The following is a 13,931-nucleotide window of genomic DNA, read 5'->3' as shown; positions in this document are numbered from 1 at the left end:
ACCATCATTCAGGGAGAGGTCATGATGCCGTCATCCACGATTGAGTCCGTAAGCCCAACGCCAGTCAAATCAGGTGCCGCGGGTTCGGCGAAATTCCCTGGCTCGGAGAGCCGCAAATATAATTACTTCGAGCCGAAGGGCCGCAAGGCCTCGCATTACGAAGACATGACGGTGGACGTCCAACCCGACCCGGAGCGCTATCTGCTGCAGGATTGGATCATCTCGTTCCCCGACGGTACGCCGACCTATTCGAAGGACTGGACCGCCGCGAAAAGCTCCAACTGGCACAAGTTCCGCGCCGTCGACCAGGAATGGGAACGCACCCATTACCAGCGCCAATCGACAATCTGCGGCATGGTGCAGAACACGATCGAGAACGGCCGCAAATCGGGTGCTTCGAAGCGCTTCGACCGCGCCTGGATCAAGATCCTCGAAGACCATCTCGGCGCCTATAAGCACGCCGAATTCGGACTCGGGACTTCGACCATGCAGGCCCAGCGTTACGGCTATACGCAAATGGTCAACAACGCCATCCTGACCAACGCCTCCTACAAGCTGCGCTTCGCCCAGGATCTGACACTTTACTTGAGCGAGATCGGCCTCGACATCGAAGGATTCAACAACGAAGCCGGCAAGAAACACTGGCTCGAAGACCCGATCTGGCAACCGACACGGCGCTCGGTCGAATCGATCATGGGCTCGAACGATTATCTGGAGCAGTATTTCGCAACGAACGTGGTCTTTGAGCCGCTGGTCGGAGAATTGTTCCGCTCCGGCTTCATCATGCAGGTGGCGGCCTCTCAAAATGACTTCATCACGCCTGCTGTCGTCTCGGCCGCCGAGGCCGATTATGAGCGAAACCTCGCCAATACGGTCGAGCTTTTCCATCTGTTGGCCGAAGACGAGCAATACGGCACCCACAATATCGGCCTGTTCAATTCGTGGCTGCACAAGCACGCGGATCTCGCACTTGATGCCGCCCATCATCTGCAGCCGATCTGGTCGCAGCCGCGCGTGAAGATCGCGAGCTTCGCCGATGCTCTCGCGCAGGCCAAGAATCGCATCAGGGGCATCGCGACCGAGATCCAGCTGACGGTTCCGGCCTCACTGGCCGTTTGATTTGTGCGCCCGTCCTCATACAGACCGGAGACATCGATGTCCGAAGCCCATGCCAATATCTTCAAGCCGATGAGTGAGATCGAATTCAAGGATACGGTCTCGCATCAATGCGGGGTGACGATGAACGACAGCGTCGAGGCCCGCGCCATCGCCGAGGTGATGGGGCGCCGTGACAATGTCACGGTGACGTTCATGCCGGCCATGATCCGCATCGACGGTGACGGGAAGATGGAATTCAAGATGGATGAAATCTCCGAGGAACTCGGAAGAGAAATGACACCGCATCTTTTCGAGATTTCGACCTCAACACACTATGGCCGAATGGTCATGGTCGACGACAAGACTGTGATGTTGTTTGGAGATATGAACGAAATGATGTCCTACATCGTCTAAGACAAAAGTACATTTAGGCAAGCCGGTTGATTTCTGAGAAAGTCCAAACCGGTTCTCCTTCTCCCCACAAGCGACTATTGGATTCGTACAACGGTGGTGATGACGCCTTCTCCCCTCTCCCTTGTGGAGAGGGGCAGGGGGTGAGGGTTGCAACAGTCTAGCCGGTGCCTCATCGGTCGAGTTCCAGGCTGTCCAACCCTCACCCCCAATCCCTCTCCACAAGGGACAGGGGAATACGGGGCGTATTTCCGAAACGTGCGAGTGCCGTGGCGGTCTGTGGGGGCGAAAGGGTAGACCTTGATCGTCGCATCAGAACAACAAGGGCAGGCCAAGAAGGCCGCCGTCATTCAAGCAAAGGGAGACGCAGATGTATCGAACATCCACCGGTGAAGAGATCTTCGTGATCGATGGTCACACGCATTTCTGGGATGCCAGCCCGGCGAACCAGAAGAACGTGCATGGCAAGCAGTTCATCGAATGCTTCTATGCCTATCACTCTAATCTGAGCCCGCCGGAAGAGCGCTGGTCTTTGGAGAAATTCTCGAAATACGACGGCCAGACCATGTACGACGACCTGTTCGTCCGTGGCTATGACGACATGGCCATCATGCAGCCGACCTATCTGTATGATTTCTACACGAATGGCTTCAACACGACCGAGCGCAATTCGGCGATGAAGAAGAAGCATCCGGACCGCTTCATCCTCAACGGTGCCTTCGATCCGCGCCACGGCAGCAAAGGGCTCGAAGACTTGCACCGCCTTGCCGAACAGCACAAGCTGCAAGGCGTGAAGCTCTACACGGCCGAGTGGCAGGGCGACTCCAAAGGTTACAAGCTGTCCGACAAGGCGAGCTATCAGTACCTGGAAGCAGCTCAGAAACTTGGCATAAAGAATATCCATGTCCACAAGGGCCCGACGATTCTGCCGCTCAACCGGGATGCCTTCGATGTCGCCGACATCGACGATGTCGCGACCTCGTTCCAGGATCTGAACTTCATCGTGGAGCATTGCGGGTTGCCGCGCCTCGACGACTTCTGCTGGATCGCCACCCAGGAGACCAATGTCTATGCCGGCATCGCGGTCGCGCTGCCGTTCATCCACACGCGGCCAGCCTATTTTGGTCACGTCATGTCGGAACTGTTGTTTTGGGTCGGTCCTGACAAGATCCTGTATGGCAGCGATTACGGGATCTGGACGCCCAAGTGGCTGATTGACAAGTTCATGGCCTTCGAGATCCCCGAGGACGTCTCCAAGGAGACGGGCTCCGTGCTTACCTTGGAGACCAAGAAGAAGATCCTCGGCCTCAACGCCGCGCGTCTCTACAATATCGATGTCGTGGCCCAAAAGAACAGAATTGCGGCGAGCGGGGGCTACGCCCATCTGGCCGCGGCCGCGCAAGCGGCGGAGTGAGCGCCATGCCGGGCCACCAACGCACAGCGCGCGAAGCCGAGGTCTGGGCACAGCTCGATGGCGTGAGCGACCCGGAACTCGACGAGCCGGTCACGGATCTCCAGTTCGTGACTTCCGTCACCGTCGACGCGGAGAACCGCGTCGCCGTCGCGTTCCGGTTGCCGACCTACTGGTGCGCCGCGAATTTCTCGTTCCTGATGGCCGACGACATGCGGGCGGCCGTGGTGGCGCTGCCGTGGGTCCGGTCCGTCGAAGTCCGTCTCGGCGAACACATGTATGCCGACACGATCAATGCGGGCCTCGCCAAGGGCCTATCGTTCGAGGACACCTTCGGGGCCGAGGCCGACGGCAACCTCGACGACATCCGTCGGACGTTCCTGCGCAAGGCGTTCCAGCGCCGGCAGGCGGCGCTCATCGATCATCTGGTGAAAGCCGGCTTTGCGCTGTCCTGGATCGCCGTGGTGACGATCGCCGGCCTGAAGGCAATCACGTTCGAGCCGGAGGCGTCCAAGCTGGTGCGGCGTTACTTCGAGCGCCGTGCCGTCGTCGGCCCCATGCGTGACGAGGCCTTCGCGTTCATCGATGTCGATGGGGCCCGCCTGCAACCGGAGACGCTGCTCGTCTATCTCCGCAATCTGCGCCGGGTCGGCATCAATGCGGAATTCAACAGCGCCCTCTGCAAAGGGTTGCTGGCCGCGCGCTTCGACACCGACACCCCCTTCGTTCCACCTAGACAAAGAACGCCCGCGACGGTGTCCTCCGCGACGGGCTGTCATTAGGGAGCAGGTCCATGCCCAATATCATGTTGCACGATGATGAGGCCCGCAAGGCGCTCGGCCGCGGTGTCGCCAAGATGGCCCGCGCGGTCCGGGGCACGCTCGGGCCGCGCGGCATGAACGCCATCATCGATCGGCCGATCGGCACGCCGATCGTGTCCCGCGATGGCGTCAGCATCGCGAGCGAGATCGAGCTCGAATGCCCGTTCGAGAATATGGGCGCCCAGGTGCTGCGCGAGGTTTCCAAACAGACCAACGAGGTCGCGGGCGACGGCACCACCACGGCCACGGTGCTGGCCGATGTGCTGGTGCAAGGCGGCCTGCAATGCCTCGCCGCCGGCGCCAACCCGGTCGAACTCGTCGAAGGGCTCGATCGCGCCGTCACCGAAATCATCGCGGCTTTGAAACAATCCGCCAAAAGCCTCGACGGAGCCAAGGGACTGCGTGCCATTGCCAGCATCGCGGCGAATGATGCCAAGCTGGGCGCCCTGGTGGCCGAGGCCTTCGAGCGCGCCGGCAATCAAGGTATCGTGGCGGTCGAGTTCGGCAATACGGTCGAGACGACGCTTGAAGTCGTTGAAGGAATGGCCTTCGAGCGGGGCTACCTGTCCCACCACATGGTGACCGACGTCGAACGCATGCAGGCGGTGCTGGACGCACCCTACATTCTGATGACGGACCACAAGATCCAGAGCATGGAGGAACTCGCGGGCGTCTTCTCCCTCATCGAGAAGAGCGGCCGCCCGTTGCTCCTCATCGCCGAGGAGATCGCCCCGCCGGTCATCATGCAGCTGCTCGCCCGGCGCGAGAAGACCGGCATTCCGGTCGCGGCGATCCATCCGCCGGAATATGGCCATTGGCGCAAGGCCATGCTGGAGGATATCGCGATCACGACGGGTGGCCGGGTGATCTCGCGTGACCTCGGCGGCAAGATCGAAAAGGCCGAACTGGCCGATCTCGGCAGCGCCCGGCAGGTACGGATCTCCTCGTCGAAGACACTGATCACGGCCGGCAACGGTAAGCCCAAGACGGTCGCGGCGCGCCGCGAACAGGTGATGCGCCAATACGATGCCGCGCCGGAGAACATCGAGCGCGACAAGTTCCAGGAGCGCATCGCCAAGCTGTCGGGCGGCACCGCGATCATCATGGCGGGCGGCGCGACGCCGGTCGAGCAGAAGCGCCGCACGCAGCTGATCGAGGATTCGATCAATGCGACCCGTGCCGCCATCGAGGAAGGGATCGTAGCGGGTGGGGGCGTCGCCATGCTGAAGATCGCGCCGCATCTCGACGCGCTGATCGGCACGCTCGACGGCAGCACCCGGCAGGGCGCCGAGTTGCTGCAGCGCTCGCTCAGCCGCCCGCTGTTCTACATCGCCGCGAATTGCGGCTTGAACGGCGAGAGCGAGGTCACGAAAGTGGCCAAGAGCCACAATGGCCACGGTCTCGACGCCCGGACGGGCGGCTCGGTCGACATGATGAGCGCCGGCATCATCGATCCCGTGAAAGTCACCTATAGCGCGATCCGGAACGCCGCATCAGTCGCAGGCCTGATTCTGACGACGCAAACCCTGATCGCCAAGAAGCCCGACAATTACGACCCCACCTCCGGTCCGGCGCTGGGCGGCGGCGCGGAACTGCTGTGACGGAAGCGGAGCGGGTCGCCAAAACCCGCTTCGATCTCGGAGAAACTCGGGTGCTTACTGCAGCGCGCGATCGAGGCCGCCGATCAACCGATCGACTTCATCGAGCGTGTTGTAATGGACCATCGACACCCGCACGACGCCGTTGTTCTCGGCAAGGCCAAGATGTTCGATCAGCCGTCGTGAATGGAAGTCGCCGAAGCGGATCCCGACGGCATGGCGGTCTGTCTCGCGCACGATCGCGGCCGAGTCGCGTCCCTCGATCTTGAAGGCGATCGTCGGCACGCGTTGGGCCGCATCGCTGGTGCGCAGCCCGATGATACGCGTGTCATTGCGGCTGCGCAGATAGCCGAGAAGCCGCTCCGCAAGCGTCGCCTCATGAACCGCAATGGCCTCGAAGGCGCGAGTGAGGGCGGCCCGATCACCGGTCGTGCCTCCAAGCGTGTCGAGATAATCGACGATGCCGGCCGCGCCCCAGGCGAGTTCGTAATTGGTGTTGCCGGGTTCGAGCTTCGCCGGGACTTTGTCGCGGCCGTAGAAGTAATGGTACAGGCCGTCGAGCTCCAGCAGCTTGTCATATTTGCCGTACAGCACCGCGAAATGCGGCCCATAGGTCTTGTAGAAGCTGAACACGTAGTAATCGACGTCCCAGGCCTGCACATCGACCGCGCGATGCGGCGCGTAGGCGACGGCATCGACCACGATCTCGGCGCCGCGCGCGTGAACCCTGCGGGCGATTTCGGCCACCGGATGAATGGTGCCGAGGATGTTCGACGTGTGGGTCACGGCGACGAGCCGGGTGCGCTCGCTCATCAACGCATCGAGCGCGTCGAGATCGATCGTCAGCGTCTCCGGGTCGAGGCTCCAGGTCTTGATGACGATCCCGCGCTCTTCCAGGCGCCGCCAGGGACCGATGTTCGATTCATGGTCGAAGTCCGTGACCACGACCTCGTCGCCCGGCTGAAGCCGCCCTTCCATGGCACGGGCCAGGAACTGGCACAGCACGGTGGTCGAGGGGCCAAGCACGATCTCCTCGGGCTGGGCCGCGTTGAGGAGCAGCGCGATACGTTGTCGGGCCTCGCGGAGCCGCTCCACGGCGCGCTGCGATTGCGGATAGCTCGCGCCGGTCTGCACGCTCGTGGTGAGCAGATAGTCGCGCACCCGGTCGGCCACTGTGCCGAGCACGAGCGAGCCACCGGCATTGTCGAAATACGCGAAGCCGTCAGCGAGCGCTGGAAACTGGCTTCGGACATAGTCGAGATCAAGCGCCATAGGGTGTTCTTTCGGAAGAGACGTCGTCTTGGATGAGCAGCGGCACGGCGAGCCGGTGTTCGATGCAATCCTCGGTGGTGCCGTGCTCGGCCATCAACATGAGAAGGTCGCCGCCGGTCCCGAGCGCCATAATCGGCATGTGCCACTGGTTCGAGCGGTAGCTCACGCCCATGCCGGCCAAGCCCACAAAGACTTGCGCGGCGGCGGCCACCGGGAGACCGTCGGCGCCGCGCGGCGCCACAACCACGAGAAAGCGCGGCACGCTGAGCGACACGAAGGTTTGCGCCGACAAGGGATGTCGCTCGAACAGCGTCAACCGCAGGGGCAGGGTCTTCGGGGTGGCGCGGTAGAGCGCCAGCACGGGCTCGGTCCCGGAGGCGTATTCGAACAGGGCGCACGCGTCGGCCCGCAGCGCCGTGCCTTCATTGACCAGGCGAGCTGCCGCCGACTCGAAGGCAATGACCGTACCGAACGGCGCAAACGCGTCCGCTTCGAGCGGCCGGGACGTCAGAGCGATCATGGCGCGCCTAGTGTGACAGCACGGCCTGCAGGAAGCCCCGTAAGCGCGGGTCCTGCGGCGTGTCGAAGAGCGTGGTCGGCGGTCCCTGTTCGACGATCCGGCCTTCGCACATAAACAGGATACGGTCGGCGACGCGGCGCGCGAAACCCATCTCATGGGTTACCACCACCATGGTGACGCCGGTGCGGGCGAGCCCCTGCATCACGTCCAGGACCTCACCGACCATTTCGGGATCGAGCGCCGACGTGGGTTCGTCGAACAGCAGGACCTTGGGTTCCATGGCGAGCGCGCGGGCGATGCCGACGCGCTGTTGCTGCCCTCCCGAGAGCTGGGTCGGGTATTTCGCGACGTGAGCCTCGAGACCGACGCGGACCAGCAGCTTGCGGGCGCGCGCCTCTGCCTCCACCCAGGAAAGCCCGCGCACCCGCACGGGTCCGAGCGCCACATTACGCAACACGCTCATGTGCGGGAACAGGTTGAAGTTCTGGAATACCATGCCGGTTTCGGCGCGGATCGTCGCGAGTTGGCGGGTGTCGCCGACCGTGAAGCCGTCGACCACGATGTCGCCGGCGTCGTGCGTTTCCAGGCGGTTGATGCAGCGGATCAGCGTGGACTTGCCCGATCCCGAGGGGCCGATCACCACAAGGGTCTCGCCCGCCATGACATCCAGTGTCACATCGTCGAGCGCCCGGAAGTGGCCGAAATATTTGCTCACGCCGCGCAGGCTGATGATCGACGCCATCATCGCGCCCGCCGGTTGAGGCGGTTTTCGAGGAGCCCGACCGAGCGCACGAACGGGAGAAGCAAGATGACGTAGATCACGGCGGCGCCGATCAGCGGTGTCGGATTGGCGGCCAGCGCCTGGGCCTGGGTGGCCTGTTTCAGCAGGTCCGGCATCGCCACCACGGAGGCCAGCGCCGTGTCCTTCATGACATTGATGGAGTTCGACGTCAGCGGCGGGATCACGAGCTTGACGGCCTGGGGCAGAACGATGTCGGTCATCTGGCGAATCGAGCTCAGGCCGATGGCGCGCGCCGCTTCGAACTGCCCTTTCGGCACGCCCTCGATGCCGGCCCGCAGGATTTCGGCCGAATAGGCGGCGGAAACCAGGCTCAATGCCGTCGTGGCGGCCCAGAATGGCGACAGCCGGATGCCGACGAAGGGCAGGGCGTAATAGATGACGATGAGCAGCACCAGAACCGGCACCGAGCGGAACACGTCGATATACCCGATGGCGAGCGGCGACATCGGCAGCCCCCCGTAGAGCCGCAGCATCACGAGCAGGAGACCGCCCGCGAGCCCGAGGACGATGGAGGTCAGCCCGAGGCCGACCGTGATCCAGAGACCGCGCAGCAGGGCCGGCAGCGATTCGACGAAGACGGACCAGTTCAGGAATGTGTCAAAGATCGACATGAGGGCAATTGTTTCGAACGAGGCGTTGCCGGTGCTCCCTTCTCCCACAGGTGGAAGAAGGGAGGCTCAAAGCCTCAGAGCTTCGGCATCTCCGCCTTCATCACCGTCGAGGTCGTGGCTTCCGGCTTGGCGCCGAACCACTTCTCGTGGAGCTTGGCGATGAAGCCTTCGTCCTTGAGCTTGGTGATCTCGTCATTGACCTTCGGCAGCAGCGGGCTGCCCTTCGCCATCATGATCGAATATTGCTCGCCTGTTGGAATGCGCTCGACCACTTTGTAGGTCGGCTTGTCCTTGACGTAATATTGCAGCGCCGGGATGTCGCTGATGTAGCCGTCGATGCGGCCGGCCGCGAGGTCGAGCATCGCGGGCGAAAGCCCCTCGTATTTGCGGATGTCGCTGATCTTCGTCTCGTCCATGTGCTTGGTGGCCCACATGTCACCGGTCGATCCGGTGTCGACGCCTGCGACCTTGCCGCTCATGCCCTTGAGGCTCGTGATCCCCGAGTCGGCTTTCACGGTCAGCGACTGGTCGCTGTCATAATAGGGCTGGGCGAAGGCGACGCTCTCGAGCCGCTTCTTGGTGATGGTGATGGACGATACCGCAGCGTCGATCTGGCCGGACTGCACGGCGGCGAACAGGCCCGTGAAGGGAATGTTGACGAAGGTCACGTCCATTCCGAGACGCTTGCCGATCTCCTTGACGAGGTCGACCTCAAAACCGACCGTTTCACCCTTGGCGTCCTGGAACTCCCACGGCACGTTTCCGATATTGGCCCCGACCTTCATGTCCGCCGCATGGGCAGTGACCGAAACGCCAAGGCCGAGCGACAGCGCGGCGACTCCGACAACTCGCCGCCGCAACCATTCTGAAACATTCACTCGGAACATGCAGCACTCCTGCTTGAAGGCCGTCTCACATCTGGCCAGACCGGTTTGACCAATCTAAGGTGACGGATCGATCTGAATCGCGCAAGCGCGCAACGGGTGCGATCTTGACCGCAACTGTGATGCGAGGCGGAAAAAGCGTGCACAACGCTCAACATCCAAGCAACTTCCCCAAATGACCTTCGATTTGCCCCCAAAAGGGTTCAAGATGGATCCCGTGGTTGAGCCGTTTCAGGGCGAGCGGCCACTCGTCTCACGCGCTGTGTCCGACCATCTGCAAGCCCTGATCCTGAGGGGCGGACTGAGACCCGGGGACAAGCTGCCCTCCCAGCGCGACCTCGCCGAAAAACTCGGTGTGAGTCGGCCGTCACTCCGCGAGGCGATCTCCGTTCTCGAAGTGATGGGACTGGTCAAAGTTCGTATCGGCAGCGGCGTCTACGTCAACCAGGTCACGGACCGCGCCCCTTTGTGGCGGTTCTCAGAACGCTGCTCGCCACGAGATGTCTACGAGGCGCGCGAGGGGCTCGAGAGCCACGCGGCCCGCCTTGCCGCCCTGCGTTGTGACGAGCCCGGAGCCGCACGACTTAAAGCCGCGACAGAGGCCATGCGCAATGCGCTCGCGGCGGATGACATCCCGGCCATGGCGGCTGCGGATGCCGTCTTCCACGATAGTATCTTCGACCTGGCGGCAAATCCCGTCCTGGCCGGCATGTATCGACCAGTGCGTGACATGATGGTGGAGACACAGAGACTGCCCATGACGCTCCGCATCCGCTTGGGCGACACATTGCGCGAGCATGAAGAGGTGTGCGACCGCATCGCCGCACGGGACAGCTTGGGCGCAGAAACCTCCATGCGAAACCACATCCGGGCGGCCGCGCGACGTTATGGCATCGAGCTCTGACCCGCCACGACGGAGAGCGTCGGTTTGAAGCGTGAAGCACCGGGCAGGTCGGTCGCCAAGATGAAATCGCTTCGCGAGACCACGTTTGGGGGAGTATGGGAGAGATGCTGGTATCATCTCCGATCCAGGCTGAGGTTTGGCCCCGCGTGCTTCCCGCCATCGAACCCATCACCCGCCGCAAATTGTCCGATGAGGTCTTCGATCGGCTGAAGCATATGATCACCAGCGGCGACGTTGGTCCGGGCGGTCTCATGCCGTCGGAGCGGCAGCTGATGGAGCGGTTCGGCGTGGGCCGGCCGGCGATCCGCGAGGCCATGCAGGCGCTGAGCAATCTGGGGCTCCTGACGATTTCGCATGGTGAACGGGCCCGGGTCACAACCCTGACGGCGCGCGCCGTGACCCAGCAGGTCGACATGGCGGCGCAGATCATGCTGGCGACGTCGCCCGACTCGCTCGGCCACCTGAAGGAGGCCCGGCTCTTCTTCGAACGCGGGATGGTCCGCGATGCCGCCCTCAAGGCGACGGCCTTCGATGTCGGGCGGCTCAAGGATCTCATTCTCGTGCAACGCGCGTCTCTCGGCGACGCCGATCGGTTCATCGCGGCCGACATGGAGTTCCACGCCGTCATCGCAGGCATTTCGGGGAACCCGATCTTCGCCGCGGTGAGCGAGGCCATGCTGGGCTGGCTCAAGCGATATCATACCGACATGCTGATCTGGACCGGCAAGGAGAATTTGACGCTGGCCGAGCACGAGGAAATCCTCGACCGCATCACAGCCCGCGACCCGGACCGCGCCGAAGCCGCCATCGTGCTTCACCTCACGCGTTCGGCGGCGCTCTACGCGCACCGGATCGAGGCGGAAGCCCCGGCGACACCGAAGCGGGGTCGGGCATCGCGCCGGACTGCGCGCCCCAATGCGCCGCTCCCGCCAGATCCGGCGTCTTGATGGCGGGTGTTGCTCAGATCCCCGGAAAGCCGTCGCGGATCCTGGAGAAATAGTGGTCGTCGCCGACCTGACCGCCCTTGAAGGCGATCTCCAAGCCGCTGAAGATGGCGCTCTCGCTATGCGCGGTGCAAAGTGGCGAGCCGGGTGACGCCGCAAGTGGCATGCGGGTCGTGAGCGCCATGGTTTCGATTTCGCGCAATGCATGGCTCGATGTGTCGCCGCCGGCCACCACGGCCCGGGTCAGCCGCTCAGCTGCCACAAGGCCGGCCAGGATGCGGCCGAGGCCGCGGCCGACGAGGTGGCGCGCGCCCTCCATGGCGGCGCCGAGGTCGGTGGCGGGACCGAGTGCCGTATAGGCCAGCACGCTTTTCCCCTGGCGCAATCGCGCGGTGCCGTCGGCGACCGCTCGCGCGACGGTTTCCTCTCGGTTCGGGCCGATGAGATCGCGTGGGTCGAGCGCCAAGCCTTCGAAGCCGTCGCTGAGCGCGGTCCGGATCTGCGCCTCCGTGGTCGGCGAGCAACTGCCGGACACGACCGCGAGGCGTTCGACCGGAGCCACGGCCGGGAAGGAGGCCGTGCCGGGCAAAAGGCCTTGCCGCGCCCATTCGGCCAGAAGCGCGTATTCGATTCCGGAGGAACCCACCGTGAAGCGCCGGCCCGCTTGAGCGAGCCGCCACAGCTGCCGTCCGGCTTCGGCTTGGGTGGCGGCATCGGCGACGTCGATCAGCAGAAGGCTGTCGGGCGTGGCGAGAAGGCGGTCCACCGTTGCCGATGGATCGGGGCCGGCGAGAGCCACAAGATCCGCCAGCGTCACCGGGCGCGCGGTCTGGGCCGCCAGATGAAGGCGCAGGTCGGCTTCCCGCATCGGCGTCACGGGATGGCGGCTCATCACCGGATGACGGTCGATCCGATACGTCTCGCCCCGAAACGCAGCGAAGAGATTGCCGAAGGCGGTGTAGCGCTTGAGCTGCGGCGCCCCCACGACGAGCGGCACCACATCCTGGCCGAAGGCCGCCGCGCCGAGTTCGGCGGCCCGGCCGATGTTGCCGACCTGCGGCGCCGAATCGAAGGTCGAGCAGACCTTGTAGTGGGTGACGGACGCCCCGAGGCCGCGCAGCGCCGCGAAGGCCGGGGCCAGATGGGCGTCCATCCAAGCCGGCGTCTCGCTGCGGCTCGTTCCAGCGATGCCGATGGCGCGCGCTTCGGGAAACCGGCTGCGCTGCGCTGCCGTGGGGACATCTGTGAAAAGCACCGTCGGCACGCCGTGCGACGCCAGCGCTTCCATCACGTCGGTCGAGCCGGTGAGGTCGTCGCCGTAATAGGAGAGCAGGAGAGAGGACATCAGGCGGCCGCGTCCGAGGCGCCGAACGTCTGCAGCGACTGGGCCAGTTCCTCGTGCTCCCGCGCGTAGGCCTCCAGCGGGACGCCGGCGACCGTTGCGTCCCAGGCCTGCCGCACCGCCTTGACGCCGGCGGCCGGGCCGCCCGGATGGCTGACGACGCCACCGCCGCACAGATAGAGCAGGTCGGTGGTGCGGCCCGTTTGGGCATAGGTGTCCGGGGCCTGGCCGCCCCATTGGCCCGAGCCCACCACCGGCATGGGGCAATCGGCGGGGGAGAACAGCGGTGTCGTCACGGCCTGGAAGGAGCGCACGAAGCTGTCGTCCGGCTCCCAGTATTTCACGCGGATGCCGTTGATCTGGAACTGGTCGATGCCGAGCAGGCGCCAGAACTGCTGGTACACCGAGAAGTCGAGGCCGAGGCTCGGGTGACGCGTCATGGCATCCCAGCCGGCCCGATGCGCGTGAAGCGCGAGCCGGGCGCGTTTGCGCAGGAATTTCAGGCCTCCGAAACCGACCGCATTGATGCAGATCACGGCCGCGTTGCCGCCGGCGTCCGCGACGATGTCGTGGTTGCGGACCATCTCGTCGGGATCGTCCGACGAGATGTTGAAGGCGTACATGACTTTCTTGCCGGTCTTCTGCTCGTGATCGCGGACAATCGGCATGATGGCCGCCACACGATCGGCGAGCGGCGAATAGCGCGGGCTCATCAGCTTCTCGTCGTCCTTGATGAAGTCGACGTCCGCTTCGACGAGTTCACGTACCAGAGCGGCCGTCTCGTGCGGGCGGAGACCGAGCGCCGGCTTGACGATGGAGCCGATCACCGGCCGGCCGTGAACGCCCGTGAGTCTCCGGGTCCCGGCGACGCCAAACTGCGGGCCAGGATAGGCGCCCGCAAAGGCGGGCGGCAGGCGCAGGCCCGTCACCCTGAAGCCCGAGAAGCCCTTGATGGCCGAGGCGCCCCCGACCGCGATGGTCATCAGGGCCGCAAGATCGGTGCCTATGGCTTCAAGCGGAAAATCGATGTCGGCTTCCGCCGCGCGATAGGTTGCGCCCGCGGCCCGTCCGTCAGGCCAGGCGGCCTCGCCCACAGGCGGCAATTCGCGATAGCCGACGACCCGGGCCGCCACCCGCGCCTTCAGCTCCGGGGTCTCGCCCGGCAGCGCCACGAACGTGCCGGTCGATTGGTCGCTGGCGATCTTGGCCGCGAGCCGCTCTGGGTCTCCCGCCGTCTCGATGTGATAGGTCAGCCGGATCACATCGTCCGGCAGGCGGCTCTCAGCCTCGGCCACGCCCGTGCTCCCAAACCG

14 protein-coding genes are annotated in these 13,931 nt (G+C 64.1%); 7 read left to right on the top strand and 7 right to left on the bottom strand.

All coding sequences use genetic code 11. The features are described from left to right. The first annotated feature begins 24 nt into the window (after nucleotides 1–24). From M8523_RS12625 to M8523_RS12605, 5 genes are all read left to right on the top strand, one after another. Nucleotides 25–1,119, top strand: a complete 1,095-nt coding sequence (locus M8523_RS12625) for an aromatic/alkene monooxygenase hydroxylase subunit beta (RefSeq protein ID WP_282585354.1) — start codon at nucleotides 25–27, stop codon at nucleotides 1,117–1,119. A gap of 36 nt (nucleotides 1,120–1,155) precedes the next feature. Continuing rightward, on the top strand, nucleotides 1,156–1,512 hold the full coding sequence (locus M8523_RS12620; protein ID WP_282585225.1) for an MmoB/DmpM family protein: 357 nt from the start codon (nucleotides 1,156–1,158) through the stop codon (nucleotides 1,510–1,512). A gap of 367 nt (nucleotides 1,513–1,879) precedes the next feature. After that, nucleotides 1,880–2,923 carry an amidohydrolase family protein gene (locus M8523_RS12615; protein ID WP_282585224.1) on the top strand — a complete coding sequence of 348 codons (1,044 nt, stop codon included), beginning with the start codon at nucleotides 1,880–1,882 and terminating at the stop codon, nucleotides 2,921–2,923. Between the two features lie 5 nt (nucleotides 2,924–2,928). Continuing rightward, on the top strand, nucleotides 2,929–3,702 hold the full coding sequence (locus M8523_RS12610) for a metal-sulfur cluster assembly factor (RefSeq protein ID WP_282585223.1): 774 nt from the start codon (nucleotides 2,929–2,931) through the stop codon (nucleotides 3,700–3,702). 11 nt (nucleotides 3,703–3,713) lie between these two features. Then, the gene (locus M8523_RS12605; protein WP_282585222.1) at nucleotides 3,714–5,342 is read left to right on the top strand and encodes a molecular chaperone GroEL; all 1,629 of its coding nucleotides are present in this window, start codon (nucleotides 3,714–3,716) and stop codon (nucleotides 5,340–5,342) included. A 54-nt stretch (nucleotides 5,343–5,396) separates the two neighbouring features. On the opposite strand, the gene M8523_RS12600 is transcribed toward M8523_RS12605, so the two are convergent. The 5 genes from M8523_RS12600 to M8523_RS12580 form a co-directional block, all read right to left on the bottom strand. Next, on the bottom strand, nucleotides 5,397–6,611 hold the full coding sequence (locus M8523_RS12600) for a cysteine desulfurase-like protein (protein ID WP_282585221.1): 1,215 nt from the start codon (nucleotides 6,609–6,611) through the stop codon (nucleotides 5,397–5,399). Then, a complete protein-coding gene (locus tag M8523_RS12595) occupies nucleotides 6,601–7,131 on the bottom strand; it encodes an ureidoglycolate lyase (RefSeq protein ID WP_282585220.1) in 531 nt (176 codons plus the stop codon). The genes M8523_RS12600 and M8523_RS12595 overlap by 11 nt, the downstream gene beginning before the upstream one ends. 7 nt (nucleotides 7,132–7,138) lie before the next feature. Further along, nucleotides 7,139–7,873, bottom strand: a complete 735-nt coding sequence (locus M8523_RS12590) for an amino acid ABC transporter ATP-binding protein (RefSeq protein WP_282585353.1) — start codon at nucleotides 7,871–7,873, stop codon at nucleotides 7,139–7,141. Continuing rightward, nucleotides 7,873–8,544 carry an amino acid ABC transporter permease gene (locus M8523_RS12585; RefSeq protein WP_282585219.1) on the bottom strand — a complete coding sequence of 224 codons (672 nt, stop codon included), beginning with the start codon at nucleotides 8,542–8,544 and terminating at the stop codon, nucleotides 7,873–7,875. Before M8523_RS12585 ends, M8523_RS12590 begins: the two co-directional genes overlap by 1 nt. A 74-nt stretch (nucleotides 8,545–8,618) precedes the next feature. Then, complete coding sequence (locus tag M8523_RS12580; protein ID WP_282585352.1) at nucleotides 8,619–9,329, bottom strand: transporter substrate-binding domain-containing protein; 711 nt, start codon at nucleotides 9,327–9,329, stop codon at nucleotides 8,619–8,621. Nucleotides 9,330–9,603: 274 nt separating this feature from the next. On the opposite strand from M8523_RS12580, the gene M8523_RS12575 reads away from it, so the two are divergent. Together M8523_RS12575 and M8523_RS12570 are read left to right on the top strand one after the other, a co-directional pair. Next, nucleotides 9,604–10,332 (top strand): FadR/GntR family transcriptional regulator, encoded by a 729-nt coding sequence (locus M8523_RS12575; RefSeq protein ID WP_282585218.1) that lies wholly within the window; start codon nucleotides 9,604–9,606, stop codon nucleotides 10,330–10,332. A 104-nt stretch (nucleotides 10,333–10,436) separates the two neighbouring features. Beyond that, nucleotides 10,437–11,279, top strand: a complete 843-nt coding sequence (locus M8523_RS12570; protein WP_282585217.1) for a transcriptional regulator NanR — start codon at nucleotides 10,437–10,439, stop codon at nucleotides 11,277–11,279. 13 nt (nucleotides 11,280–11,292) lie between these two features. Here M8523_RS12570 and M8523_RS12565 read toward each other — a convergent pair whose 3' ends face one another. Then, nucleotides 11,293–12,621 (bottom strand): four-carbon acid sugar kinase family protein, encoded by a 1,329-nt coding sequence (locus M8523_RS12565; RefSeq protein ID WP_282585216.1) that lies wholly within the window; start codon nucleotides 12,619–12,621, stop codon nucleotides 11,293–11,295. After that, nucleotides 12,621–13,880 carry a 3-oxo-isoapionate-4-phosphate decarboxylase OiaX gene (oiaX, locus tag M8523_RS12560; protein ID WP_282585351.1) on the bottom strand — a complete coding sequence of 420 codons (1,260 nt, stop codon included), beginning with the start codon at nucleotides 13,878–13,880 and terminating at the stop codon, nucleotides 12,621–12,623. Before oiaX ends, M8523_RS12565 begins: the two co-directional genes overlap by 1 nt. Nucleotides 13,881–13,931: the final 51 nt, after the last annotated feature.

Origin of the sequence: Lichenifustis flavocetrariae, from assembly GCF_026130545.1 — a bacterium.
Taxonomy (GTDB): Bacteria; Pseudomonadota; Alphaproteobacteria; order Rhizobiales; family Beijerinckiaceae; genus Lichenihabitans; species Lichenihabitans flavocetrariae.
Note: the sequence above shows the minus strand (reverse complement) of the source record. Positions and strands in the feature narration are given on the sequence as shown.